The 25,988-nt window shown below is 72.8% G+C and carries 21 protein-coding genes, 1 tRNA gene and 1 other RNA gene; 6 read left to right on the top strand and 17 right to left on the bottom strand.

Translation table 11 applies throughout. From position 1 onward, the window contains the following. Positions 1-49: 49 nt before the first annotated feature. The 3 genes from JQN72_RS09775 to JQN72_RS09765 all read right to left on the bottom strand — a co-directional run bounded on the left by JQN72_RS09775 (position 50) and on the right by JQN72_RS09765 (position 5,992). The gene (locus JQN72_RS09775; RefSeq protein ID WP_204135060.1) at positions 50-2,146 is read right to left on the bottom strand and encodes a discoidin domain-containing protein; all 2,097 of its coding nucleotides are present in this window, start codon (positions 2,144-2,146) and stop codon (positions 50-52) included. Positions 2,147-2,236: 90 nt separating this feature from the next. Then, complete coding sequence (locus JQN72_RS09770; protein ID WP_204134988.1) at positions 2,237-3,640, bottom strand: DUF1996 domain-containing protein; 1,404 nt, start codon at positions 3,638-3,640, stop codon at positions 2,237-2,239. 96 nt (positions 3,641-3,736) lie between these two features. Continuing rightward, complete coding sequence (locus JQN72_RS09765; RefSeq protein WP_204134987.1) at positions 3,737-5,992, bottom strand: discoidin domain-containing protein; 2,256 nt, start codon at positions 5,990-5,992, stop codon at positions 3,737-3,739. A gap of 230 nt (positions 5,993-6,222) precedes the next feature. Between JQN72_RS09765 and JQN72_RS09760 the strand changes: the two genes are divergently transcribed. Next, a complete protein-coding gene (locus tag JQN72_RS09760; RefSeq protein WP_204134986.1) occupies positions 6,223-7,260 on the top strand; it encodes a LacI family DNA-binding transcriptional regulator in 1,038 nt (345 codons plus the stop codon). A 12-nt stretch (positions 7,261-7,272) separates the two neighbouring features. Here JQN72_RS09760 and JQN72_RS09755 read toward each other — a convergent pair whose 3' ends face one another. From JQN72_RS09755 to JQN72_RS09745, 3 genes are read right to left on the bottom strand one after another with little or no spacing between them, the layout of a single operon-like run. Next, the gene (locus JQN72_RS09755) at positions 7,273-7,998 is read right to left on the bottom strand and encodes an aspartate/glutamate racemase family protein (RefSeq protein WP_239100420.1); all 726 of its coding nucleotides are present in this window, start codon (positions 7,996-7,998) and stop codon (positions 7,273-7,275) included. Beyond that, positions 7,995-9,236 carry a carboxylate--amine ligase gene (locus JQN72_RS09750; RefSeq protein ID WP_204134985.1) on the bottom strand — a complete coding sequence of 414 codons (1,242 nt, stop codon included), beginning with the start codon at positions 9,234-9,236 and terminating at the stop codon, positions 7,995-7,997. The genes JQN72_RS09755 and JQN72_RS09750 overlap by 4 nt, the downstream gene beginning before the upstream one ends. Positions 9,237-9,293: 57 nt before the next feature. Beyond that, positions 9,294-10,985, bottom strand: a complete 1,692-nt coding sequence (locus JQN72_RS09745) for a phospholipase D family protein (RefSeq protein ID WP_204134984.1) — start codon at positions 10,983-10,985, stop codon at positions 9,294-9,296. A 94-nt stretch (positions 10,986-11,079) separates the two neighbouring features. Here JQN72_RS09745 and JQN72_RS09740 point away from each other — a divergent pair, with 94 nt between their 5' ends. Next, on the top strand, positions 11,080-11,781 hold the full coding sequence (locus tag JQN72_RS09740) for a response regulator transcription factor (RefSeq protein ID WP_239100419.1): 702 nt from the start codon (positions 11,080-11,082) through the stop codon (positions 11,779-11,781). Next, positions 11,774-13,138, top strand: a complete 1,365-nt coding sequence (locus JQN72_RS18890; protein WP_204134983.1) for a sensor histidine kinase — start codon at positions 11,774-11,776, stop codon at positions 13,136-13,138. Before JQN72_RS09740 ends, JQN72_RS18890 begins: the two co-directional genes overlap by 8 nt. A 248-nt stretch (positions 13,139-13,386) precedes the next feature. On the opposite strand, the gene JQN72_RS09730 is transcribed toward JQN72_RS18890, so the two are convergent. The 4 genes from JQN72_RS09730 to JQN72_RS09715 form a co-directional block, all read right to left on the bottom strand. Continuing rightward, on the bottom strand, positions 13,387-13,620 hold the full coding sequence (locus tag JQN72_RS09730; RefSeq protein WP_204134982.1) for a hypothetical protein: 234 nt from the start codon (positions 13,618-13,620) through the stop codon (positions 13,387-13,389). 12 nt (positions 13,621-13,632) lie between these two features. Continuing rightward, a complete protein-coding gene (locus JQN72_RS09725; protein ID WP_204134981.1) occupies positions 13,633-14,832 on the bottom strand; it encodes a pyrophosphate--fructose-6-phosphate 1-phosphotransferase in 1,200 nt (399 codons plus the stop codon). Between the two features lie 141 nt (positions 14,833-14,973). Next, positions 14,974-16,056 carry an aspartate-semialdehyde dehydrogenase gene (locus JQN72_RS09720; RefSeq protein ID WP_307812570.1) on the bottom strand — a complete coding sequence of 361 codons (1,083 nt, stop codon included), beginning with the start codon at positions 16,054-16,056 and terminating at the stop codon, positions 14,974-14,976. A 1-nt stretch (position 16,057) separates the two neighbouring features. Beyond that, positions 16,058-17,332: an aspartate kinase gene (locus JQN72_RS09715; RefSeq protein WP_204134979.1), complete on the bottom strand. Its 1,275-nt coding sequence runs from the start codon at positions 17,330-17,332 to the stop codon at positions 16,058-16,060. 241 nt (positions 17,333-17,573) lie between these two features. Here JQN72_RS09715 and JQN72_RS09710 point away from each other — a divergent pair, with 241 nt between their 5' ends. Beyond that, positions 17,574-18,698 carry an NAD(P)/FAD-dependent oxidoreductase gene (locus JQN72_RS09710; RefSeq protein WP_204134978.1) on the top strand — a complete coding sequence of 375 codons (1,125 nt, stop codon included), beginning with the start codon at positions 17,574-17,576 and terminating at the stop codon, positions 18,696-18,698. Positions 18,699-18,859: 161 nt separating this feature from the next. Here the strand turns inward: JQN72_RS09710 and JQN72_RS09705 are convergent, their stop codons facing one another. From JQN72_RS09705 to JQN72_RS09685, 5 genes are all read right to left on the bottom strand, one after another. Then, on the bottom strand, positions 18,860-19,207 hold the full coding sequence (locus JQN72_RS09705) for a hypothetical protein (protein WP_204134977.1): 348 nt from the start codon (positions 19,205-19,207) through the stop codon (positions 18,860-18,862). Positions 19,208-19,373: 166 nt separating this feature from the next. After that, positions 19,374-19,961, bottom strand: a complete 588-nt coding sequence (locus JQN72_RS09700) for a DUF5063 domain-containing protein (protein ID WP_204134976.1) — start codon at positions 19,959-19,961, stop codon at positions 19,374-19,376. Further along, entirely contained in the window at positions 19,954-20,556 is a 603-nt protein-coding gene (recR, locus tag JQN72_RS09695) for a recombination mediator RecR (RefSeq protein ID WP_204134975.1), read from the bottom strand. The genes JQN72_RS09700 and recR overlap by 8 nt, the downstream gene beginning before the upstream one ends. A gap of 65 nt (positions 20,557-20,621) precedes the next feature. Next, positions 20,622-21,317: a 1-acyl-sn-glycerol-3-phosphate acyltransferase gene (locus tag JQN72_RS09690; RefSeq protein WP_204134974.1), complete on the bottom strand. Its 696-nt coding sequence runs from the start codon at positions 21,315-21,317 to the stop codon at positions 20,622-20,624. Further along, positions 21,314-23,518 carry a DNA polymerase III subunit gamma and tau gene (locus tag JQN72_RS09685; protein ID WP_204134973.1) on the bottom strand — a complete coding sequence of 735 codons (2,205 nt, stop codon included), beginning with the start codon at positions 23,516-23,518 and terminating at the stop codon, positions 21,314-21,316. Before JQN72_RS09685 ends, JQN72_RS09690 begins: the two co-directional genes overlap by 4 nt. 135 nt (positions 23,519-23,653) lie before the next feature. Between JQN72_RS09685 and JQN72_RS09680 the strand changes: the two genes are divergently transcribed. Then, positions 23,654-24,472 (top strand): DsbA family oxidoreductase, encoded by an 819-nt coding sequence (locus JQN72_RS09680; protein ID WP_204134972.1) that lies wholly within the window; start codon positions 23,654-23,656, stop codon positions 24,470-24,472. Positions 24,473-24,479: 7 nt separating this feature from the next. Here the strand turns inward: JQN72_RS09680 and ffs are convergent. Continuing rightward, positions 24,480-24,576, bottom strand: an RNA gene (ffs, locus tag JQN72_RS09675) — signal recognition particle sRNA small type. A gap of 129 nt (positions 24,577-24,705) precedes the next feature. On the opposite strand from ffs, the gene JQN72_RS09670 reads away from it, so the two are divergent. After that, positions 24,706-24,795 (top strand) — tRNA-Ser (locus tag JQN72_RS09670). Between the two features lie 128 nt (positions 24,796-24,923). Here JQN72_RS09670 and JQN72_RS09665 read toward each other — a convergent pair. After that, positions 24,924-25,967 carry a hypothetical protein gene (locus tag JQN72_RS09665; RefSeq protein WP_204134971.1) on the bottom strand — a complete coding sequence of 348 codons (1,044 nt, stop codon included), beginning with the start codon at positions 25,965-25,967 and terminating at the stop codon, positions 24,924-24,926. Between the last annotated feature and the right edge of the window lie 21 nt (positions 25,968-25,988).

The raw sequence follows: 25,988 nt of genomic DNA, 5'->3' as shown, positions 1-25,988 counted from the left end.
CGGCTCCCGCCCCGAGGACCTCCACCCGTGCGCGGGTGTCCCGACTGGGTCAGGACCAGCGGTGGTCGCTGTACTCGGTGACCTTCGCCGGCACCGTCTCGGTGCCGGACGCCTCGGGTCCGACGCCGTTGATCACGTGCGCGTAGGTCCCCTTGCCGCCGAGCGACACGGTGAGCAGCGAGTGCATCCGCACGCCGGGGGTGTCCGGGACCTCGAACCCGTTGTCGACGGTGATCGTGTCGTCGGTCGTGAAGACGCAGTAGGACCCCAGGCCCCAGGCCTCGTGCTCGCGCACGCCGTCGGCCACCTTGTAGGCGGCGTACCCGCGGACGCCGTCATGGGTCCACGCCGCCTCGCTCGGAGGGTCGTACGGGAGCTCGTTCTGGTAGAAAACCGTTCGTCCGCGTTCGCCCGTCCACAGGGTGTTGTACTTCTGGTAGTGCTCGACGAACAGCCCGTACGCGCTGACGTCGTCACCGTTCACGACGAACCCGCGGTCGGCGGTGTTGACGTCCCACCCGATGCCGGTGCCGTGGTCACCGCGCCAGGACCAGACGTGGTCGACGATCGTGTCGTCGGCGTTGACGACGACCCCGTCGATCACCTTGCCGGCGACGGCGCCACCGACCCGGACGAACACGTCGTGCAGGGCGATCGGGTCGTCGGCGTGGTCCGCCGAGGCACCGTCCGGGCCGACCTCGAGCATGGCGGGTGACTCGGTCTCCCCGGCGTCGAAGAGCAGCGCCGCGACGGTCACGCCGTCGACGTCGGCGACGGTCATGGCCGTCTGCCCGGCCTCCGGGACGATCGTCGCGTACCCGAGACCCAGGACGACGGTGTCCGGCCTGGTGACCCGGACCGTGTCCTGGAGGCGGTAGACGCCCGGGGTGAACAGGACGTTCAGCCCCTGGTCGAGCGCGGCGTTGATCTTCCACTCCTCGGCGTCCGGACGAGCGACGTAGAAGCGGTCGAGCGGGACCGACGTGCCCGGGGTCGAGCCGGTCGCCCAGGTCGTGCCGCGAGTGCCGTCACGCAGCTCGGGCACGAAGACGGCCCAGTCGTCGGCCTCCTCGTCCCAGTACAGGTACGGCTTCTCGCGGATGACGCCGGTCGTCGCGAGCGTCGTCACGGCGGGGTCCGGGAAGGTGCTCGCCGGGGCGTGCTCGACCCCGGAGTAGACCATGTTCCACAGCACCCCGTCCCAGCCGCCCGCGAGCGTGGAGTCGCGGGTGTACCACTGCTGCTGGGTGTAGCCGTTGACCTGGCCCTCGACGCGCGAGTCGGCGATGTAGCCGCCGGACGCCCAGCCGTAGGCGGAGGAGTGCAGCGACAGCGCACCGTCCACGTGCACCCGGCGCATCGGCGCGGCCTGCGAGACCGCCCATCGGTCGTCGCCGGTGCTCGGCGTGACCTTGAGGTTCTCGACCGAGCGCCAGAAGTTCTGCGTCGCGTTGCCGTCGAACCACTGGGCGTCGGCCCAGACGCCGCCGGTGACGTCCACGTCGTCGGGATCGCGCCCCGCGCCGCTCACCGAGGTGTAGAACCCGACGTGCGCGTGCACCGGGTAGGTCCCCGGCTTGAAGAGGAACTGGTGGCGCCCTTCCCCGAACTGGTCGCGCTCCTGCTGCTGGAACGCGGCGTCGAGCTCGGACTGGATCGTCTGCACCGGAGTCGACGCGTCGTACACGTGGACGTTGGGCCCGAGGTCGCCACCGGTCTCGACCTCCCCGCCGGGCGGCGGGTCGCCGGGACCGCCGGTGCCCGCGGTGCCGAACACCTCGAGCTCCCAGAGCGAGTACCCGTAGCCGGTGCCGCGGGTGACGCCTCGGACGCGCAGGTACCGACCGGTGGCGTCCAGGGCCACCGTGTCGGTGCCTCCGTCGCCACCCGTCACGGACTCCGCGGTCGTCCAGGATTCGCCGTCGTCGGAGACGAGGACGTCGTAGGCGCTGCCGTACGCGGCCTCCCACGTGAGGTCGAGCCGCTCGAGGGTCGCGACCTCGCCGAGGTCCACCTCGATCCACTCGTCGTCGTCCCGCTCGCTGGCCCATCGCGTCGCGAGGTCGCCGTCGACCCCCGCGGCGGCCGGGGTGTAGTCGGGGGTCTCCACCGAGGACGCCGAGACCGGCGCCCCGCGGGAGAGCAGCGCGGGCTCCGCGGCGGCGGGCGGGGCCCCCCCCCCCCCCCCCCCCCCCCCGCCCCCCGGGGGGGCCCCCCCCCCGGGCCGAGGTGGTGGTCACGGGAGCTCGTAGTCCTCGGTGAGCGCTGCACCACGGTGCGGCTTGTACTGGTCGTAGCCGCGCGGGTTGCACTGGAGCCCGCCGTTGATGCAGTGCGTGACGAGGGCGTCGAGGATCTCCGGCTCCCAGGCGTTCATGAAGTCGTAGTGCCACGACTGGTCCGAGCCGGACGCCAGCCGGACCTGGGTCATGTCCCCGCTCACCGGCCAGGCGATCTTGAACTCGAGCATCGGCACGGGCACCGGGTGGTCGAGCGGGCACTCACCGCTCACCGGGTACGCCATGTGGCTCTGGTGGTCCGGCGAGTCGAGGTTGACCCCGTCCCAGCAGCTCGGGGCCTGGTAGCGGATGTTCAGCTGCGTCCCCGGCGTGCAGTGGTCGGGGATGGACCACTGCTTCGAGAGGTCACCGCACTCCCAGCCCTCGACCGCGCCGGGCGCGTCGCGGAAGGAGTCCGGGGTGGCCATCATGTCGCCCGCGACGAAACGCAGGCCCTCCGGGAAGGGCTGGACGCTGCGGTAGTCCTCGATGCCGGCCTTGTAGTAGACGGTCTCGTGGATGGTGGGCTCGACCGGGGTGTCTCCGTCGTAGATGCTCGGGAACCAGTACGCGGAGTGGTCCTTGGGGTTGGTGCACGTCGTCTCGGGGTGGGCGAAGAGCGACTCGATCGTCGTATCGGCGTCGGTGCTCGTGTTCCCGATGAAGGTGTGCAGGTGCGAGCGCCCCGGCTGGCCGGGGTAGACGATCGGGTCGTCGCTCTCGAGGTGGGCGGCCGTGCAGTTCGCCTGGAACTCGTGGTGTGTCACCTCGTCGTCGAACACCGGCGGCTCGTCGTCGTCGACCGGCGCGCCTCCGGTGCCGAACACCTGGAGCTCGAAGAGCGAGTACCCGTAGCCGGTGCCGCGGCGCTGCCCGAGCATCTGCACGTACCGCCCCTCGGCGTCGACGTCGAGGGTGTCGGTCCCGCCGTCACCGTCGGTCACGGAGGCCACCGTCGACCACGACGCGCCGTCGTCCGAGACCTGGATGGCGTACTGCGCTCCGTAGGCGGCCTCCCACTGGAGGACGACCTCGTCGAGGTGCGCCGGTGCGCCGAGGTCGACCCGTAGCCACTGCTCGTCGGAGAACTCGCTCGACCACCGGGTCGAGGGGTCGCCGTCGACCGCGAAGCGGGCTGCGGTGCCCGCACCCTCGGTCGAGGACGAGAACGCGCGGTGCCCTTGCGAGATGAGCTCGCTGTCGGCCGCGCCCGCGGGAGGAGCCGCGAGGACACCGGCCGTGACGAGTGCGCCGGCCAGCGCGACGGCCGCGAGCGGCCGCGGTCGCAGCCCCCGTCGGTGGAGCCCGGGTGGCGACCCTGTCGCGCGCGCCGGGGACGAGGTGCGGTGCGTGGCGGTCATGCGTGTCTCCTTCGTCGGGTGGTGCGGGGGAGGTCCGGCCCGGACGGGGATGCGCCGTCCGGGACCGGGGCGTGTGGCGGCCCGTCGGCCGATGGGTCAGGACGTGTAGACCCCCAGCTCGTAGAGCGAGTAGCCGTACTGCGTGCCGCGTGCGTGCAGCGCGAGACGCACGTAACGGCCGGACGCGGTGACGTCGAGGTCGTCCACCCCGCCGTCGCCGTCGGTGACCGCCCGGACCGTGCTCCATGTGCTGCCGTCGTCGGACACCTGAACGTCGTAGGCCGTGCCGTAGGCGGCCTCCCAGACCAGCTGGACGTGGTCGAACGACGTCGTCGAGCCGAGGTCGACCTGGATCCACTCGTCGTCGTCCCAGTCGCTCGCCCAGCGGGTCGCGAGGTCTCCGTCGACCGCCTGCTTCGGGCTGAAGTCACCGTTCCAGGGATCGAAGCTCGAGGCCGTGGCGGGCTTGCCGAGGGCTGCGTTGGTGCCCTCGACCCCTGGCGGGGTCACCCGGAACGAACGGGTCTCGACACCGACGTTTCCCTCGCCGTCCTCGGCCCAGACGTAGACCTTCCAGACCCCCGGCCGCTCCGGTGCGGTGATCTCGAGCACTCCCGGCTCCGGCTGCGCAGCGTCCTGGTGGGCCAGCCCGCCGGCACCGTCGACGTACTTGCTGTTGAGGGAGACGACGTAGGTGAGCGGGTCGCCGTCGGGCTCGACGACGTCCGCCGTGAGCCGCACCGTGGACCCGGCCTCGACGGCGGTGACGTCGCCCTCGACCGTCAGGTCACGGAACTGCGGCGGGGTGTTCATGGCGCCGATGTCGCGGCCCCACGTCTTGGCGAGGGCGTAGTAGCCGAGCCGCTTGTTGCCGCCGGGGACGACGTTGAACCAGACCCCGCCGAAGTCGCCCTCGGTGCCGTAGTGGAAGAAGGTCGCACCCAGTCCGACGTCCTCGTGCTCCATGATGCACCGCCACGAGTCGACGTACGCGGCGGCCTTCTCGACGTCGGTGGGCTCGTCGGGGACGCCGTTGACGTCGTCCGGGACCTCCCACTCGCCGGCAGCCCCGCCCTCGGTGACGAGGTACGGCTTGTCGTAGCCACCCTCCTCCCAGGTGTCGGCGACGTCGCAGACACCGCCGTAGGAGTTGACCTGGAGCAGGTCGAGGTCGGGGGAGTTCTTCGCGTAGTAGTCCCAGGCGCCGGTCCAGGCGTCGGTCGAGCTGACGGGGTGGTCGGGGTCGATGTCGTGGATCGCGACGGCCATGTCGTTGACGAACTGTGTGTACGCGGTGCGCTCGGCCTCGAGCTCGGCACCCGAGTAGCAGTTCTGCAGGCCGAGGATCGACTCGTTGCCGACGCTCCACATGAGGACACCGGGATGCGACTGGTACCGCTCGACCATCTCGAGGATGTGCGCGCGGGTGTCGGCCTCGTACTCGGTGTCCCCCTGGTAGGAGACGCAGCCCCCGGACCCCGGACCGCCGCCGGGGACGAGCCAGAAGCCCATGACGACGCGGATGCCGTGGGCGGCAGCGGAGTCGAGGAGCGCGGCCGTGTCCGGGCCGGTGCCCCAGGTCCGGGTCGTGTTGGCGTTCATCTCCGCCAGGCCGGGCATGTACTCGTCGGCCTCGTCGGGGGACGGCCCCCAGGTGAGCCCGCGCACCGTGTAGGGCTGCCCGTCGACCTCCAGGCGCCAGCCCTGGCCGTGACGCACCACCTCGACGTGGCTCGGCTCGGTCAGCGGGCCGGTCGTGCCCGGCCATCCGGGGTTCACGTAGTCCGGGTACGGGTCCGTGGGGTCGTCGGGGTCCTCCGGGTCGGTGGGCGGCTCGGCGGCGTCCTCGTCGGTGTGGACGGCGAGCTCCCACACCGAGTAGCCGTAGCCGGTGGCTCGCGTCGTGCCGAGGAGCCGGACGTAGCGGCCGCGACCGTCGACCGCGAGGGTGTCCGTCCCGCCGTCGCCGTCGGTCACCGCCTCCAGCGTGGCCCACTCCTGCGCGTCGTCGGAGACCTGGACCTCGTAGGCGCTGCCGTAGGCCCTCTCCCAGTCGATCTCGACCCCGCAGATGTCGGTGACGGCCCCGAGGTCGACCCGGAGCCACTCGTCGTCGGTCGCGGCGCTGGACCACCGGGTGCTCGCGTCGCCGTCGACCGCGGACGACGCGGGGTAGTAGTCGGGGTTCTCGGACGACGACGCCTGGGCGGGGCGCCCGAGCGCGGCGTTCTCGGCCGAGCACCCGGCGGCGGCGCTGCCGAGTGCGGCCGCCGGGGCGGACAGGACCGCCCCCGCGACCCCCAGGGTCGTGAGGACGGCGGGAAGTGTCCCGAGTCTGAGCGGATGGACCATGCGGCTGCCTCTCGCGTCGGCCGCGACCGGCTCGTGACCGAGCCGTACCGCAGGCGTGGCGTCCCTGATCTGGCTACGCAGGTGGTGCGGAACATTCGGGAGAGCGCTCCATCACCTTGTCGGCGAGTATGCGCACACTTCGTGCGGAAGGACAACCGCTGGAGGTGAACTCTTGCCGGCTACCGTCTCATTCCCTGGGAGAGCGCTCTCCCATTGATACCGTGGAACGCATGGACGAGAGGGCACCGACGCTCGAGGACGTGGCGCGCGTCGCCGGCGTCTCCCGGGCCACGGTGTCGCGCGTCGTCAACCACGAGCGCCGGGTGGCCGCCGACCTCCAGGCCAAGGTGTTCGCCGCGGTCGCGGAGGTCGGCTACGTGCCGAACCGCGCGGCTCGCTCCCTGGTCACGCGACGCACGGACACCGTCGCCGTGGTCATCTCCGGGACCGACCCGAAGGACGCACCCGACCAGTTCGGCGCGATGCTCTCCGACCCCTTCTTCGGGCGGGTGGTGGGCGGGGCGATCCGTGAGCTGCGCCCCCGCGACGTCCACCCGGTCCTCATGTTGGCCGACGCCGTCCGGACCCGGCAGCAGGTCGTGTCCTTCGTGAGCCGAGGACATGTCGACGGCACCCTGCTGGTTCCCCTGAGCGGCGACGACCCGCTGCCCGAGGCCCTCCTCGCCACGGGACGGCCGCTCGTCCGGTTCGCCCGTCCCCGGCACAGGTCGCGGGTCAGCTGGGTGGATGTCGCGAACGCCGACGGAGGGGCACTGGCTGCCGGGCACCTCGTCGACCGGGGCCGCCGACGCCTTGCCGTCCTGGGGCTCCCGGAGCGTCTCCAGGTGGCAGCGGCGGCCGAGCGCGTCGAGGGCTTCGTCGAGGCGGCCGTGGAGCGCGGCGCCGAGGTGCTCGGACGCGCCGACGGCGAGTTCACCGTCGAGTCGGGCGCCGCGGCCGCCCGGCGCGTGCTCGACGACCACCCCCGTGTCGACGGCCTCTTCGCCGCCAACGACCTCATGGCCATCGGTGCCGTGCGCGCCGCCCGGGAGCGCGGCCTCGGCGTCCCCGAGGACCTCGCCGTCGTCGGTTTCGACGACTCCCCGGCCGCGGCTCTCGCGCATCCGGCCCTGACCACGGTCCGCCAGCCCGTCGAGGACATGGCCTCGGAGATGGCGCGGCTTCTCCTCGACCAGATCGCCGACCGCTCCCCGGTCCAGCGCACGAGCGTGCTGGAGCCGACGCTCGTCGTCCGCGAGTCCACCTGACCCGCGTGTACGTCAGCCGCGCAGCGGCCGCCCGGCACGGCGGATCGTCGCGACGGCGACGGCGTCGATCGAGTCGACGACGAGCGGGTGCTCGGCGCGCAGCTCGCCGCGCAGCACGGACAGCTCGGTGCAGCCGAGGGCGACGGCCTCCGCGCCTCGCTCGAGCAGGTGCGTGACGAGGGCGTCGAAACGCTCGCGCGGCACCGGCCGGCCGGCCTTCACGCCGTCGTAGATGACCGCCATGACCTCGCGCTGCACCTCGGCGTCCGGCAGGACGAGATCGACGCCGAGCCGCTTCGCCGACGCCGCGTAGGTGCCGGCGGAGAGGGTGCCGTCGGTGGCGAGGACGCCCAGCCGGCGCAGCCCGGGTACGGCCTGCTGCGCGGCGAGGACGGTCTCGTCGACGGTGTCGAGGACCTCGATGCCGACGGAGGCGCGCATCTGCTCCACCCAGACGAGGGCGGTGTTGCACGGGATGGCGACGAACGTCGCGCCCGCTCGTTCGAGGGCCTGCGCGTCGGCGACGAGCATCGCCTCGGGACTCTCGTTCTCGCCGCGGAGGAAGCCGGTGCGGTCCGGGACCGACCCGTGCTGCCAGACGAGGAGGTCGACGTGGTCCTGGTCGCGCGAGGCGTCGGTGAGCTCGATGACGCGGCGCAGGTAGTGGACGGTCGCGGCCGGGCCCAGCCCGCCGAGCACGCCGCCGGGCTCGCCGTGCACCGGCACCTCGGGGCTCATCGGCGGTCCGTGAAGTGGCGGCGGAACTTGCGCACCTGGTTCACGTGGTAGGCGAGGTTGTACGCGCGCCGCTTGAGCGTGAGGTCGGGGGCGTAGCGGTTGGGGTCGCTCGCGCGGCCCGCGCGCATCAGCCCGAGCGCCTTGTCCCGCAGCGGCTTGTCGAGCACGTAGTGCCGCACGACGTACCGCGGCACGAACGCGAAGAGATGCTCCCCGCGCGCGATCTCCAGCCCCTCCATCGGCTCGTGCCGCACCCAGTCGCGCACGTACCACTCCGAGACGTTGTCACCCCCGGCGGTCACGTAGAAGTTGGAGCGGCCGAGGCGCACGTTGATCTCGAAGAACTTGTACGTGCCGTCGCGCCGGTCGTACTTGAGGTCGAAGTTCGAGAACCCGACGTACCCGATGTGCTCGAGGAAGCGCCTGGCCTGCTCGACGACCTCGTCGATCTCGGTGGTGATGATGACGCACGGGTTGCCGATGGCGAGCGGGTGGTGCTCCTCGAGCAGCACGTGCCCGACCGACCCGAAACGGACCTTCCCGTCCCGGTCGGAGTAGCACGTGAGGACCCGCATGTTCGTGTCGTCACCGGGCACGAAGTCCTGGAGCAAGAAGTTGCCGTCGTAGCTGCTGGCCCGGACCCGGCGGAGGGTGTCGGCCAGCTCCTCCGGGGTGTCACAGACGTAGACCTTCTTCTTCCCCTCGAAGGACGCGTAGTGGTACAGCGCGCTGTCGGCCGGCTTGGCGACGACCGGGAAGGTGAACGGCAGGTCGCGCTCCTCGCCGGCGTCGGCGCCCATGTCGACGACGACGGTGTCCGGGTGCGGCACCCCGACCTCGTCGAGGATCCCGTAGAAGACGTCCTTGCGGACGATGCGGTCGAGCAGGTCGAGGTCGATGTACGGGATGGTGAACCAGGCCGCGAGCGTGTCCTTGTGCTCGATGATCATCCGCACGTACCAGTCGCCCGCCGCGACGAGCAGGAGCGCCGGGCGACCCTCGCCGCCGTGCTCGCGGCCCACCCGCTCGAGGGTGCGGACGAAGACCTCCTCGTTCTCGAGGCCCTCGACGTACTCGTGGTCGCAGACCGTCGAGAGCGCGACGGGCCCGCCGTCGGTCATGTTGACGACGAGCGGGCGCACGCCGTAGGCCTCGTGGAACGTCCGGACGAGGGTGTAGGCGGTGATGTCACCGCCGAGGACGACCGGACGGAAGTCGGTGGCGGGGGCGTCGGGCACGCACGCCAGACTCCCACACCGGCGCGCGCCGTCCGAATCGCCGTCGGGCCCCACGGGTCAGCGCTCGGCGGCCTCCGGCACACCGGCGTCGAGGCCGAGCGGGCCGTTCGGGTCGATGACGTCGTAGAGCCGTGGCGCCCAGAGCCGCTGGAGGCGGGAGAGCTCGGGCGGCCCGAGCCGGCGCAGGCGACCCGGTGGCCGCTCCGCGTCCGTCCCCACGACCGCCGCGCTTCCCCGCCGCCGCCATCGGACGGCAGTGCCCTTGAAGGGGGCCTTGGGACGGGGGACGTGCACCCGGCCGCGGGACGGTCCGCTGTCGCCGTAGTAGGCGTCGAGGGCGTCGGCCGTGCTCGCCATGAGGTCCCAGACCGCGTCGGGGTCGTCCGGCACCTCGGCCGGGTCCAGCCCGACGTGCTCGGCGACGAGCTCTCGGCGCAGGCGGAGCGCGAAGGAGTCCCGGGGCGCGGGGCCGCCGTCCAAGGCCTGCCGCTCGTCCTGGACGGCCACCGAGAGCTCGGAGTCGTTCGTCCAGGAGCGGCGGTTGAAGTTGTCCGACCCGACGCTGACCCAGACGTCGTCGACGACGCACACCTTGGAGTGGACGTACACCGGGAACCCTGCCGGGCTGGTCAGGCCGTAAAGGGCCACGCGGTCGCCGCCGGCGTCGAGCAGCAGGTCCATCGCGAGCGAGCGGCCGTGGAGCTGGGGCGGCAGCGAGAGCGCACCGTCGACGTCCGGCACGATCGGGAGCACGACGACGAGCCGCAGCTCCGGGTTGCGGCGCAGCGCGTCGCCGAAGTGACGGCCCACCTCCTCGGACCACAGGAACTGGTCCTCCAGGTAGACGAGCCGCCGGGCGGCCCGGAGCGCCTTGCCGTTCCCGCGGGCGATGCTCTGCTCGCCGTCGGACGCGAAGTCGTGGCCGACGGGCCGCAGGCGCGGGTAGGTGCGCAGCACCTGGACCGCCTCGTGCCCGTCGTCGACCGCCGGCGGGGGCGGAGCCTGCTCGGGCAGCGGCTCGGGCTCGAGGTCCTCACCCTGCGCGAGGCTCGAGGCCAGCCGGCCGGGGTTGAGGGTGAGCGGCGTGCCGTCCTCCCAGCGCTCCCGGAAGCTCGTCTCGACGTCGTGGACCGCCGGGCCCTGGATCGCGCAGTGCACGTCGTGCCACGGCGGCCTCGGCCCGAACACCTGCGGCATCGCGACCTGCTGGGGGTCGCCCTCGTGCGCGGCCGTGTCGCGGCGGCTGTGGCAGAGGTCGATCCCGCCGACGTACGCGATGTCCCGGACCGGGTCGTCCCGGTACCGGACGACGACGAGCTTCTGGTGGTGCGAGCCGCCCGGCGCCACCCGCATGTCGCGCAGGCACTGGCCCCCGGCGGCGTCGATCCGGGCCCCGAGGGCCCAGGCCCGGTCGGCGTGGTACCCGAGCCGGCGCCAGTGCGACCGCCACAGGAGCCCCCGGACGACCGCGCCGCGACGGGCGGCCGCGGCGAGCGTGGCGCCGAGGGTGACCTCCGGGTCGTCCGTCAGCTGCTGGTCGGGGTCGCCCCGCCAGTCCGCGAAGAGGACGAGGTCACCAGGGCCGGTCCCGGCCAGCCGCTCGGCGAGCTCGGCGAAGTACGGAGCGCCGTGGACGATCGGCCGCACCCGGTTGCCCGTGCTCCACGCGACCCCGTCGGGATGGACCGCGTCGACGCGCGTGTCCGGGTTGGCGCGCTCGTCGGGTGTGAGGAACAGGTGCGAGAGCATCGGGCCCCATCATGCCCTGGGCCCAGGTCGGCCGAACGTGCCGTCTTGGCAGGTCGGCGCGGAGAAGGGTACGGGGGCTCAATACGATGCCAGCATGGGCATGCGTGTCGTTCTGGCCGAGGACAGTGTGTTGTTGCGGCACGGTCTCGCCGCCTTGCTGTCGGAACACCCCGACATCGACGAGGTCGTCGAGGCCGACGACCACGACTCGCTCGTCTCGGCCGTCGAGCAGAGCAGCCCCGACGTCGTCCTCGCCGACATCCGGATGCCCCCAGGCCACACCGACGAGGGCATTCGCGCGGCCGAGCGCTTCCGGACCACGCACCCGGGTCTCGGTGTCGTCGTCCTGTCCCAGCACGCCGACGCCGAGCACGCCCTCGCCCTCGTCGCCGCCGGCAGCCAGCGCCGCGGCTACCTGCTCAAGGAGCGGGTGTCCGACGTCGACCAGATCGTCGACGCCCTCGTGACCGTGCGACGCGGCGAGAGCGTCATCGACCCCCTGGTCGTCGACGCCCTGATGAGCCACCGGATGCGCTTCGCGGAGAGCCCCGTGGCCCGGCTGACCCCTCGTGAGCGCGAGGTGCTCGGCCTCATCGCGACCGGTGCCTCGAACGCCGGCGTGGCGGCCGCCATGCACGTCACCTCCCGGGCCGTCGAGAAGCACATCAACTCCATCTTCGCCAAGCTCGACCTCCCCGAGGGCGACACCCACCGCCGCGTCGCCGCGGTCCTGCTCTACCTCGCCGACACCACCGACATCGCTCCGACGGAGCGGGGACGAGGCGGAGGTGGCTGAACAGCCACCCTCCCGTGTCGAGGCGTCGAAGGCCCGGAGGGCCGCCCGGATCGAGGCGCGCAAGGCGCGTCGTGCCGCCCGGCTCAGAGCCCTGATCCCGTGGGGCTCCACGCTCGACGAGACCCCGGCGACCCGGCGCTCGGAGCGCAGCCGCCTCCTGCGCACCACCCGGTCCGGGGTGCACCACGTCATCGCCTACATCGCGGCCAGCATGATCGCCGTGCTCATGGCAGCCGGCAGCCTGGCCCTGCTCGACCTCCGGGTCGGGCCGTCCGCCACGCTGCACTCGATCGTCGTGACCCTCGCCGCGGGCGGCGCCTCGTTCGCGGTGGCGCTCGGGTTCGCCCTCATCAAGTTCCTGCGGACCGCCGCGACCGTGGCGATCCCCACGACCTGGGTCATCGCGGCGAGCCTCGTCTGGTACATGCCGATCATCACGCCGGTCGGGCTGCTGGTGCTCCACGTGCCCTCCCTCGTCCTCACCGACGTGTTCCGGCTGCGGACCCGGTCGGTCGTGCTCGCGGCGACGATCGGGCTCACGGGCGGGCTCGTCCTCGTCGGCGAGTGGCGCCGGCACGCCTGGAACGCCGACCACCCCGACATCCCCGGGGTGCCGCTCCTCGTCGGCGTCTTCACGATGCTCGTCGCGGGGATCCTCGTCGCCGCGCTGCGCGACTACATGGTGCGGATGGCCCGGCACACCCTCGAGCTGCAGCAGTCCCGGGCCCGCCTGGCCGACGCCGCCCTCGACGCCCGCCGCGCCCTGGAGCGCGACCTCCACGACGGCGCCCAGCAGCGGCTCGCGACGCTCGCCGTCGACCTCGGGCGCATCCGGCGGTCGATCTACAGCGACCCCGAGAAGGCCCGTGAGCTGTCCGTCGACCTGCAGGAGCAGCTGAACGAGGCGATCCGCGAGCTGCGTGTCCTGGCCCACGGCATCTACCCGCCGATCCTCGAGGAGCGCGGCCTGCCCGGAGCGCTGCCGGCCGCCGCACGGCGGACGTCCCTGCCGTGCACGGTCGACGTCCAGCTGGGCACCCGGCACACCAAGGCGGTCGAGGCGGCGGTCTACTTCTGCTGCCTCGAGGCGATGCAGAACGCCGACAAGCACTGCGGCGGGAAGCGGATCACCGTCCTGGTGCACGACGACGACTCCGACATCGACGGCGGCCTGCGGTTCAGCGTCGCCGACGACGGGCTGGGCTTCGACCTCGACGCCAAGGGGACGAGCCACGGACTGACCGGGATGCGCGACCGTGTGCAGTCCGCGGGCGGCGAGCTGAGCATCGCCTCCGCCCGGGGTCAGGGGACGACGATCTCGGGGCGTTTCCCGCTCGGGACGGCCGTCGGGAACTGACCCCGCGCCCGGGGGTGGTGCAGACACCACACCAGACTGGCAAGGCTGCCCCACTTACTTTCGGTCGCCGTACCAGCAGAATTATCAGTGGTGACCGTCGCAGGGGACGGTGCACACCCACCACGGGCCTCGATGGGAATTGCCCGTGCCGCCCAAGCGGCGGGCCGTCGGAATCCTCGACCGGCCGCCCGCCGCGCCGGTGTCCTCGGGAGTTCCCCCCGAGGACACCGGCTGGGCGAGGGGCAAGCTCAGATCGCGATCAGAGCGATGAGCACCGCGAACACGAGCGGAACCCCGAAGACGACGTCCAGGACGTGGAACGGCACCCAGTGCAGGTGCGTCACCTTCCAGCCGTAGTCGGCGTCGGGCCACTCCGGGGGACGCCAGGACCGGGCCCGGTGGAGCCGCTGCCCCACGAGGAGCACGGCGTAGACGACGACCGCCACCCACCAGCCGTCGACGAGCCCCGTCGTCTCCCTCATCCGCGCACCGGGTCACGCCTGGCCGATGGACCCCAGGAGCTCGGTGAACCACGGCACGGAGGCGTCGAACGCCTTCCCACCGGCGATCCGCGGGAACTCGATGGGCCGCAGCTCGTCGCCGCGCTCCTCGTCGTGGCCGACGACACCGGGCTCCCCGCGCAGGGCGGCGTCCACGGCGAGGTCGGTGCACTCCTTGATGAGCGCGAGGTCGCGGTCGTTGGCGGCGGCCGAGCGCGAGTAGTAGCCGGACTTCTGCACCATGGTCTTCTCGGCGCCGAGGACCTCGGCGAACTGCTTGGCGAACCAGGCACCGGGGTTCACCTTGTCGAGCTGGACGTGCCCGAACGGGTCGCGCGGGACCTCCTGGCCGGCGGCCTCGAGCTCGGCGACGACCTCGGAGACCCCGGCGCCCTCGCTGAGGAAGATGTTGACGCAGCCGATCTCGTCCATCACCGCGCGCAGCCGGGCCCCCTCACCCTGGATGTCGATCGGGCGCTCCGGGACGAAGACGGCGTGGACGTCCCAGCGGCGCGGGTCGTTGCCGATGGCCGGGACGTACTCCTGCTCGCCGACCCAGCGGTGGTACTCGGCGGCCGTGGCGGCCGTGAGCCACCCGCAGTGTCGGCCCATGACCTCGTGGACGATGAGCATCCGCGGGTTCGAGGAGTGCTCGGCGACGATGTTCTGCGCGTAGCGGCTGCCCTGCTCGGCGGCGGTCCAGGCCCCGAGGCTCTGCCGGATCGGTACGACGTCGTTGTCGATCGTCTTCGGCAGGCCCACGACGGTGAGCTCGTAGTCGTTCTCGTGGAGGTACGCGGCGAGGTCGGCGGCGGTGGTGTTCGTGTCGTCCCCGCCGATGGTGTGGAGGACGTCGACACCGTCGGCCGTCAGCTGCTCGGCGGCGACGTGCAGCGGGTCCTGGCCCTCCTGGACGAGCCCGCGCTGCACGCAGTCATTCGCGTTGGTCAGCTTGACCCGGCTGTTGCCGATCGGGCTGCCGCCGAAGCGGTGCAGGCGGTGCGCGTTCTCGCGCACCTCCGGGGTGACCTCGACGTAGTCGCCCTTGAGCAGCCCGTAGTAGCCGTTCACGTACGCGATGATCCGCACGTCCGGCGCGACCTCGGTGTACCGCTCGATGAGGCCTCCGACGGCCGACGACAGGCACGGGGCCAGTCCACCGGCGGTGAGCATGGCGACGGTGCGAACGGTCATGGGTGCGGGCTCCTTCGTGGGCGGACGCTACGGCCCTCCCATCATGGCAAGGTCCGGACCGTCCGCGTGACCCCGGTCACGATGGGAAACGGCGCCGGCCGGTGGAGGTTCCGGCAGCAGTCGAGAGACCCGTGGGCCGGGTCAGAGGTCGGCGGCGACGAGCTCGGCGGTCTGCAGCATGTTGAGCGCGGCACCCTTGCGCAAGTTGTCCCCGCACATGAAGAGGTCGAGGGTCGTCGGCGAGTCGGCGCACTGGCGGATGCGCCCGGCGAAGCGCGGGTCGGCGCCGACGACGTCGTTGGGGGTAGGGAACTCCGGCTCGTCCGGGTCGTCGAGCACGACCACGGCCGGGGCCTCGACGAGCGCCTGGCGGGCCTCGGCGACCTTGATCCGGCCCGCGAAGGTGGCGTGCACCGTGACCGAGTGCGACGACACGACGGGGACGCGGACGCACGTCGCGGCGACGGGCAGCTCGGGGAGGTCGAGGATCTTGCGGACCTCGTCCCGCACCTTGAGCTCCTCGGACGTCCAGCCGTCGCCGACGTGGTGCCCGACGAAGGGCACGACGTTGAGCACGAGCGGCGCGGGGAAGGGCGAGTCGGTGCCGATCTCGTGCTCGACGAGCCGCCGCACGTCACCGGGGCGGGTCCCGAGCTCACGGTCGCCGTGGACGACGTCGAGCTCGTCGTGCAGCCGCTGCATCCCGGCGCGACCGAGACCGGAGGCCGCCTGGAAGGTCGTCACCACGAGGTCGGTCAGCTCCCAGCCGCCGTGGAGCACGGCCAGCGCGTCGATCATCGTCATCACCGTGGCGCCGGGGTTCGCGATGATCCCGCGGGGACGGTCCCGCACCTGGTGGCTGTTGACCTCGGGCACGACGAGCGGGACGTCGGGCTCGGTACGGAAGATCGTGCTGTTGTCGATCGAGACGACCCCCCGCGCCGCGGCGAGCTCGACCCACTCGCGGGCGATGGTCGGCGGGATGTCGAAGATCGCGACGTCGAGCCCTTCGAAGAACTCCGCCGTCAGGGCCTCGACGACGATCTCCTCCTCGCCGAGCCGGACCGTGCTGCCGACGTCCTCGTCACCCGCGGCGACCCGCACCGTCCCCCAGTGCTGGCGCCGCATCGGGAGGACCTGGAGCACGACGCGGCCGACGGCACCCGTTGCACCGACGACCCCGAGGGTGGGGCCGTCGGACCGACGCGGCTGCTCGGCGGACACGTCAGCGACCGGTTCCGCCGTAGACGACCGCCTCACCATCGGTGGAGTCGAGGCCGAAGGCGGTGTGCACGGCCCGCACCGCGTCGTCGAGGCGCTCCTCACGGGTGACCACGGAGACCCGGATCTCGGACGTCGAGATCATCTCGATGTTCACCCCGGCCGCGGCGAGGGCGCTGAAGAAGGTGGCGCTGACCCCGGGGTTGGAGCGCATGCCCGCCCCGACGAGGCTCAGCTTGCCGACCTGGTCGTCGTACTGGATCCGGATGAACCCGACCTCGGCCTGGATCTTCTGGAGCGCCTGCACGGCGGTGGGGCCGTCGCTCTTGGGGAGGGTGAACGAGATGTCGGTCAGCCCCGTCTCCGTGCCGGAGACGTTCTGGACGATCATGTCGATGTTGATCTCCGCGCCGGCGACCGTCTCGAAGATCTTGGCGGCCATGCCCGTGCGGTCCGGGACGCCGACGACGGTGATCTTCGCCTCGCTCCGGTCGTGGGCGACACCGGCGATGATCGGGGCTTCCACGGGATCTCCTTCGGGGGCTGGCTGGTCGGTGACGGTCGTCCCGGTCTTCTGCGAGAACGAGGACCGGACGTGGATCGGGATGTCGAAGCGGCGCGCGTACTCGACGCTGCGCAGGTGCAGCACCTTGGAGCCGCAGGCCGCGAGCTCGAGCATCTCCTCGGCGGAGATGCGGTCGATCTTGCGGGCCGCGGGCACGATGCGGGGGTCGGCCGTGAAGACGCCGTCGACGTCGGTGTAGATCTCACAGACCTCGGCGCCGAGGGCGGCCGCGAGCGCGACCGCGGTGGTGTCGGTGCCGCCGCGGCCGAGCGTCGTGATCTCCTTGGTGTCCTGGCTGACGCCCTGGAACCCCGCGACGATGACGACGTGCCCCTTGCCGAGGGCCTCGGTGATCCGGCCGGGTGTGACGTCGATGATCTTCGCCTTGCCGTGCACGGAGTCGGTGATGACCCCCGCCTGGCTACCGGTGAAGCTGCGCGCGCTGTGCCCCAGGTCCGTGATGGCCATCGCGACCAGGGCCATCGAGATGCGCTCGCCCGCGGTCATCAGCATGTCGAGCTCGCGCGGCGGCGGCAGGGGGCTGACCTCCTGCGCGAGGTCGAGCAGCTCGTCGGTGGTGTCACCCATCGCCGAGACCGCGACGACGACGTCGTTGCCGGCCTTCTTGGTCTCCGAGATGCGCTTCGCGACGCGCTTGATGCTCTCGGCGTCGGCGAGGGAGGAGCCGCCGTACTTCTGGACGACGATCGGCACGCTGGCACTCCGGGTCGATGAGGCGTCGAGGACCCGACCACTCTATCGAGGGCCCCGCGGACCGGAAGGGTGCCCACACCCCCGAACGCGATCCCCGCCCTCTCAACATTTCGGGGTGACCCCGAAATGTCCACGAGACACCGGTTCCGAGGTCGTGTCTCGTGGACATACCCGTGTCTCGCGCCGCCGGGGCCCGACGCCGACCTCCCACCGGCCGACGGTGCCGCGTAGCGTTGGTGACATGTCGATCGTCATCGTCGGAGCCGGGCTCGCCGGAGCCACCGCCGCCACCGAGCTGAGAGAGCAGGGCTACGAGGGGCAGGTCGTCCTCGTCGGCGCGGAGGACCATCCGCCGTACGAGCGTCCGCCGCTCTCCAAGGGCTACCTCCTCGGCGACGACCCCTTCGAGAAGGCACTCGTGCACCCCGCGCAGTGGTATGCCCATCACGAGGTCGACCTCCGCACCGGTGTCACCGCCACCGCGCTCGACACCGACGCCCACGTCCTCACGACGTCCGGCGGGGACATCACCTACGAGCGGCTGCTCCTCGCCACCGGGGCCGAGCCGCGCGTGCTCGACATCGCCGAGGACGTCGGTGTCCCGGTGTCCTACCTGCGCACCAAGGAGGACAGCGACGCGCTCAAGGCCGCGTTCGGGAAAGGGCGGAAGGTCGTCGTCGTGGGCGGCGGCTGGATCGGGCTGGAGGCCGCGGCAGCCGCCCGGTCGGCCGGCTCGGACGTCGTCCTCTTCGAGATGGACGACCTGCCGCTGCAGCGCGTCCTCGGGCCTACCGTCGCCGAGACGTTCGCCGACCTGCACCGTGAGCACGGCGTCGACCTCCGGCTCGGCGCCGAGGTCACCGCCGCCGACCTCGAGGGCGCCGACGTCGTCGTCGCGGGAGTGGGCGTCAAGCCGCGGGTCGAGCTCGCCCACGCCGCGGGCCTCGCGGTGGACGACGGCGTGCTCGTCGACGCGCGGCTGCGGACCTCCGTGCCCAGCGTGTACGCGGTCGGGGACATCGCCAACCACGCGCATCCACGGCTCGGGCACCGCCTCCGGGTCGAGCACTGGGACACCGCGGCCAAGCAGGCCAAGGTCGCCGCGCACAACCTCGCCGGCGCCGACGAGGAGTACGAGGAGATGCCGTACTTCTTCACCGACCAGTACGACCTCGGGATGGAGTACGTCGGGCACGCGAGCGCCGACGACGAGGTCGTCGTCCACGGCAGCCTGGAGGACCGCGAGTTCCGGGCCTACTGGATGCGCGACGGCGACGTCGTGGCCGCGATGCACGTCAACGACTGGGACGCGAGCGACGTCATCAAGGAGGCCGTCGAGTCCGGCGAGCTGCCCGAGGAGCCCTGACGATCGTCGGCGGCCCGTTCGTGGTGCGCGTGCTGGCACCGGAACGGGGGTGATCACCCCCGTTCCGGTGCCACCGACGCCGCCAGGAACCGCTCCGGTCGACGTCACCTGCCCGACCACTGACCGCCGTCGCATGCTCGGCGTGCAGGAGGCTCGCCGCGTCAGGCTGATCCGAGCGCCCGACGCAGGCTGGCGACCCTCGTCCGGAGCCGGGCGGCTTCACGGTCCGCGTGCGGGTCGCCGCCCGCCGTCGCCGACCAGGCCTCCAACAAGCCAGCCGCACGCTCCCAGAGCGAGACGGCCCTCTCGGCCGTCTCGCGCGACACGCGCGCAGGCCCGGTGATGCCGGCCCGAAGCGCCTCGTCGAGCTCGTCCTGGAGCTCGACGGTCGCCCCGGCCGCCTCCTCTTCACCGTTCGCGCTGAGCACCCACGCGGCCAGCCCGGCTGCGGTCAGCGACGGCCCGAGGATGTGGCCCGGCAGGTCGACCCAGGGCTCGGACATCGTCACGACGCCATTCTCGCAGCGCGCCACCGGGGCACGGCGCTCGTCGGGTTCGGGCCGTGCCGATGTGCCGATGTGCCGAGACATCGCAGCCATGGGCGTTCGGCCGACTCGACCCGCTCGCCGTGCCGCGCACCTGGGTAGCGGGGACGGCCGTCGACGCCGACGGGCGTCAGGGGTGCAGGGCGTCGAACTCCGCCTCGGAGACCGCCTCGTCGTCGGCGTCCAGGCGGACGTGCGCGAGGAGCGTCTGCACCACCCGGAGGGCGGATGCCGCCCGCTCGCCCCAGTGCGACAGGTAGCTGAACTGCCACCACCACAGTGCCTCGAGCGGTCGGCCCGCCTCGGCGTGCTCCAACCCGTGGGCGAGTGCGGCGGCGACGTCGACGATGTCGTTGGACACCGAGCCGACGCCGAGCTCCGGGGTGGTCAGCGGGTCGACGACGTCGGCGTACTCGTCGATGCCCTCGAAGAGCTGGGCGAGGTTCTCGCGCAGCGGCGCGAGCTCGTGGTCCGGGGTATCGGGCTCGAACCGCTCCTCCGGGACGACGTCCTCGACCGCGCCGAGACGTGCCCCCGCCACGAGCACCTGTGAGAGGGCGAGCAGCAGCATCGGCAGCGAGGCGTCCGGAGCCGCACCCGCCGCGACGTCGCGGACGGTCCCCAGGTAAGTGCGGGCGTCGTCCGCGGTCTCGTCGGCGAGGGCGGCCCAGTCGGCGGCGACCGGCTCGGCGGTCTCCGGCATCGTGGTCTCAGGCATCGAGCAGCCTCCGTCCCTCGAAGGCCCGTCCGAGGGTGACCTCGTCGGCGTACTCGAGGTCGCCGCCGACGGGCAGGCCCGAGGCGAGCCTGCTGATCCGGGGAACGCCGATGTCGCGGAGCATCCGGGAGAGGTAGCTGGCCGTCGCCTCGCCCTCGAGGTTGGGGTCGGTGGCGATGATGACCTCGCTGACGTTCGTGTCGCCGAGCCGGGCGACGAGCTCGCGGACGCGCAGGTCCTGTGGGCCGATGCCGTCGATCGGGCTGATGGCGCCGCCGAGCACGTGGTAGCGGCCGCGGAACTCGCGAGTGCGCTCGATGGCGACGACGTCCTTGGGCTCCTCGACGACGCAGATGGAGGTCTCGTCCCGGCGCGGGTCGGAGCAGATGCGGCACCGCTCGGCCTCGGCGACGTTGAAGCACACCTCGCAGAACCGGACGCGGGCCTTGACCTCGCTCAGCGCGTGGGTGAGCCGTTCGACGTCGGCGGGGTCGGCCTGCAGCAGGTGGAAGGCGATGCGCTGAGCGCTCTTGGGGCCGACGCCCGGCAGTCGCCCGAGCTCGTCGATGAGGTCCTGCACCGCGCCTTCGTACACACCCCGAGCCTACGGCCTCGGAGGCGGCGCGGCAGGTGCGGCGCCCCGAGGGACGGCACCGCTCCTCAGATGCCGACGGCAGCGCCGGTGGACTCCGGCGGCAGCTCGTTGTGGCCGTCGGCGCGCTCCTGCCCGGTGAGCTCCGCGATGGCGTCCATGACGGCGTCGGTGAGCAGCCGGCGCGCCTTGCCGGCCGGCATCTCGCGGTACGGCTCCGGGGAGATGGGGTCCCCGAAGGCCACCCGGACCTTCGCCGGCCGCGGGAAGCTGCTGCCGACGGGCTGCACCTGGTCGGTGCCGACGAGCCCGACCGGGACCACGGGGACGTCGGCGGTCAGCGCGAGCCAGGCGACCCCGGTGCGGCCCTTGTAGAGCCGACCGTCACGGGAGCGGGTGCCCTCGGGGTAGATGCCGAAGGCGCGCCCCCGCTTCAGCACCTCGAGCGCGGAGTCCAGCGACTCCTGGGCGGCCCGCGAGGAGTGCCGGTCGACGGGGATGGCCTCGATCGTCTCGAAGAACCCACGGCGCACCGCGCCGCCGAGCCCGGTGCCCGTGAAGTAGTCGGACTTCGCGAGGAAGCTGACCGGCCGCGGGGCGACGATCGGGATGGCGAAGGAGTCGATGAAGGAGAGGTGGTTGCTCGCGAGGATGACGCCGCCGCTGCGCGGGACCTTCTCGGTCCCGGTGACGGTGGGCCGCCAGACGGCCTTCGCCAGCGGCGCCACGACGAGGTGGCTCGCCCGGTAGGCCGCTCGGCTCACCGGGGTTCCTCGTGGATGACCGTCCCGCCGAGGATGCGCTCGACGACCGGGACGCCGACATCGGTGAGGTCGTCGATGGACTCGTCGTCGTCGCTGATCGCGGTGTCGTCGACCTCGTGCGCCGGTGGCGGGGGGGTGTCGGACTCCTGCGCGACCGCTGCCCGGGCCTGCTCGAGCGGGCTCGCCCACGCGGGCCCGGACTCGGGCGGGGGCGGGGCGTCGGACCAGCTCGGGGACTGCGCCGAGGGCTCCGGAGGCTCGGGGGCGTCCGGCTCGGCCGGGGACGGCACCGGGCCGCCGGGTGGCGCGGACTGCGTGGGCGGGTCGGCCGGCTGCTGCGGGGAGGGCCGCGTGCCGCCGACGGGTTCGGCCGGCAGCTCTCCGGGGACGCCCTCGACCCGGGCGTCGACGCCGAGGACGTCGATGAGCGCCTGCCGCACGTACTCGGCGTGCGCGCCGCGCCGGAAGGTGTCGGCGAGCCCGGTGGTGGAGATCGCCAGGAGGACGCGCTGGCCGTCGTACTCGGCGACCTGGGCGTTCTGCGACACGAGGGTCCACGTGCCGCGGCGCATCTCGAAGAGCTTGGTGAGGACGTCGGGCCACGAGCGCCGCAGGGCGTCGGTGTCGAGACCGCCGGGACCCTTGGCCTGCGGCGCCGGCGCCGGCGCGGGAGCCGGTGCCGACGCGACGGGCTCGGGTGGGGCGACCGGGGACTCGGGACCCGCCTGCTCGGCCGCGGCGGGCTCCACGGGCGCACCCGGCCCCGGCTCCGCCGGAGCGTTCGGCTCGGCCGGAACCGGCGGCGCGGACGGCGCGGGCTCGACCACGGCGTCCATCGCTGCCGGACGCTCCGGCTCGGGGGCGACGGCCGGCTCGGGGGCGACGGCGGGCTCGGGGGTGCGCTCCGGCTCCGGCCGTGGCGCGGTCGGCAGCGCGTCCGAACCGGCGGCCGGGGGGGCCGACGCGGGAGACGGCGCAGCCGGGGCGGCGGCCGCCGCCGGCGGGGGGACGAAGGACGCGGTCGCCGGGCTCGGGACACCGCCGACCTCGAGGCGCCGTTCGAGGCGGTCGAGCCGGGCGGCGTACCCGGCCTCCCCCGCGGCCCCCGGCAGGAGGACACGGGCGGCGATGAGCTCGAGCTGGAGCCGTGGCGCGGTGGCGCCGGTCATCTCGGTGAGCCCGGAGTTGACGATGTCGGCCGCCCGCGAGAGCGCACCGGCACCGAAGGACGCGGCCTGGCGGCGCATCCGCTCGACCTGGTCCTCGGGGAGGTGCCGCAGCACCTGACCCGCGCCCTCCCGGACCGCCTCGACGACGATGAGGTCGCGCAGCCGTTCGAGGAGGTCCTCGACGAAGCGCCGCGGGTCGAGGCCGGTCTCGACGACCTTGTCGATGGTGCGGAACACGGCGGCGGCGTCCGCCGCGGCGAAGGCGTCGACCGTGGCGTCGAGGAGCTCGCCGTCGGTGAACCCGAGCAGGGCAGCGGCGGACTCGTACGTCAGGCCGGCGTCCCCCGAGCCCGCCATCAGCTGGTCGAGGACGGACAGCGAGTCGCGCACCGAACCACCCCCGGAGCGGACGACGAACGAGAGCACGCCGGGGGCGACCGTGACGGCCTCCTTGGCGCAGAGCTCCTCCATGTACGTCTGCAGCCTGGCCGGTGGCACGAGCCGGAAGGGGTAGTGGTGGGTGCGCGAGCGGATGGTGCCGATGACCTTCTCGGGCTCGGTCGTGGCGAAGACGAACTTCACGTGCTCGGGCGGCTCCTCGACGATCTTGAGCAGCGCGTTGAAGCCCTGCGGCGTCACCATGTGCGCCTCGTCGATGATGTAGATCTTGTAGCGGCTCTGCGCCGGCCCGTAGGACGCGCGTTCGCGCAGGTCTCGGGCGTCGTCGACACCGCCGTGGCTGGCGGCGTCGATCTCGATGACGTCGACCGTCCCGGGCCCGCCGCGGGCCAGCGCCACACACGAGTCGCACGCCCCGCAGGGCTCGGGGGTCGGACCCTGCTCGCAGTTGAGGCAGCGGGCGAGGATGCGAGCGCTCGTGGTCTTGCCACAGCCGCGCGGCCCGGAGAAGAGGTAGGCGTGGCCGACCCGTCCGGTGCGCAGGGCCTGCATGAGCGGCTCGGTCACGTGCTCCTGGCCGATGACGTCCGAGAAGGTCTCGGGCCGGTAGCGGCGGTACAGGGCGGTGCTCACCGGTCCAACCTAGCCGCCGTGGACGACACCCGGGAACGTCCGTTCCGGCGCTGTGGACGTCCACTCCGTGACCCGGTTCCCGACGGGCTCGCGGCGCGCGGACCGAGCGCCCCCGGGCTCACGTACCCTCGACGGATGCGTATCGACGTGTGGTCCGACATCCTCTGCCCGTTCTGCCACCTCGGGCGGCGTCACCTCGAGCTCGCCCTCGAGCAGTTCGAGCACCGCGACGAGATCGGCGTGGTCTGGCGCTCCTTCCAGCTCGACCGCGGAGCCGAGGCCGTCGACCACACCCCGCACCTCGAACGTCTCGCCGCCAAGTACGGCACGACCGAGGAGAACATGCGCGCCCAGCACGAGCAGATGGCGCGCGACGCCGCGGCCGTCGGGCTCGACTTCCAGTGGGAGCAGCTCGTCGGCGGCAACTCCTACGACGCGCACCGGCTGCTCCACTACGCGCGCTCGCTCGACCGCGAGGCCGACGTCACCGACCGCGTGCTGCGGGCCTGGTACTCCGAGGGCGCCGCGATCGGCGACCACGACACCCTCGTCCGGCTCGCCGTCGAGGCCGGTCTCGAGGAGAGCGCCGTCCACGAGCTGCTGACGTCCGACGACTTCGGCATCGACGTCCGCACCGACGAGGCGCTGGCCTCGCAGATCGGCATCACGTCGGTCCCGATGTTCGTTCTCGACCAGAAGTACGGCGTCACCGGCGCCCAGCCGGTCGAGACGCTGCTCCAGGTCATCCGTCAGGTCTGGGACCTCCAGGGCACCGACGAGGAGCTCCCCACCGGGGGTGGCTGCGGCGGTGGGTGCTGTGGCGACGCCTGCGGCTCCGGAGCCGCCGAGCAGCCGGCGGCCGAGGCGTCCCCATCCGGCTGCGGATGCGGAGCCGGCGGCTGCGGCGGCGTGTGCGCGCCGGAGGAGCGCGCGGAGGCTCCGGTCACCTCCTGACCCCGGACACGAGGACACCCCGCGTACCTGGAAGAGCCCACCTGCCCTTGCTGCATTCCTGCCCTGGGGGAGTTCAGCGGGGTACCACCACGCGGGGTGCCGCAGACGATGGTACGGGTGAGCGCCCGGGCGCGGAAATCACCCCGCCCCCGGCCGATCGCGGACCACGGCAGCACCTCGCCCCCGCCCCCACGATTTCGGCGCGGCCCGCGGGCTCGGGTACCCTCCTCGGCGGAGGATTCGCATAGTGGCCTAGTGCGCACGATTGGAAATCGTGTTGGGGATGAAACCCCTCGCGGGTTCAAATCCCGCATCCTCCGCCATCCGACAAGGCCCCCGAGCGTGCGAGGGGGCCTTCGTCGTCTGCGCCGCCGGACGAGGGTGCGCGACACGCGGATGCGCGGCGCCGCTGGTCCGCGTGTCGCGCATCCTCGTCCGGATGCGCCTCGCGTCAGGCCAGCGGGAGCCGGCTGCCGACCCCCGTGCGCTCGTCGTGCAGCTCGACGAGCGCCTGCTCGTCGGCGGAGGGCACCGGCCCGGACGCGCTGAGCAGGCGGCACACCGACGCCCCCGCCGACGCCTCGTCGTACCGGTCGACCCACCGCAGCCAGCCGCGCTCGGCGGCGTCGTCCGGGCACGGCCACCGCACGCCCAGGGCCGGCACGCCGACGCGGAACGGCTTGGGGGTCAGACGCGCCCGGTAGCTGTCGTGGGTCGAGCAGAGCTCGACGTACAGCGGGTCCGAGCGCAGCTCGGTGAGCAGCGCTCGGGCGGTGTCCGACGCCGGCCCCGCGTCCGCGCCCGTGACGAGCACCCGCAGCCCCGCCGCCGTGCGGTACACCCGCACCCCGAGGTCGGGGTGTAGCCGGGCGAACTCCCACGCGGGCTCGCACGCGAGGCTCTCGGCGACCGAGGGCGTCGACGGGCCGGTCGCGGTGACCCGCGCCCCCTCACCCGGAAGCGACGGGTACGCCGCGTACCCGGCCGCGACCGACGAGACCGGCTCGGCCGGTGCGTCGAGGCCGGAGGCGTCCTGTGCACCCGGCGCCATCGGCGTCGGGTCGGGCCGCCCGAGGACGACCCGGCGGATGAACCGCCCCACCCCACCGGACGACCGCCGCTCGGCACCACGTTCCGGCCGCGGCTCGTCGGCGAGCTCGGGGACGTCGACGTCCGCGACGAAGAGGACGTCGGTGCACAGCACCTCGCATCCCATCCGGTTCCGGGTGACGACTCCGAGGCGACGACCGTCCGCTCCGGCCACCTCCTCGAGGAGCGGCTCCCGCAGCGGCGTCCTCGGGTAGTAGCCATGCCCCGGGGGCAGCCCGCCCTCACGCTCGATGCGCTCCAGGGTCTCCGCGAGCCGTCGACGGCCCACCTCCTCGGCCCCGGCGTCGGACTCCGAGGACCAGCCCCACACCGAGACCCGGCCGCCGCGACGGCCCAGGTGCGGGCTGTGCCCGTCGACCCGGACCCAGTGCTGGGGAACCTCCATGCCGGGATTCTGGCAGCGCGG

Origin of the sequence: Phycicoccus sp. CSK15P-2 (assembly GCF_016888005.1) — a bacterium.
Taxonomy (GTDB): domain Bacteria; phylum Actinomycetota; class Actinomycetes; order Actinomycetales; family Dermatophilaceae; genus Phycicoccus.
This window is presented reverse-complemented; position numbering and strand designations above follow the sequence as displayed.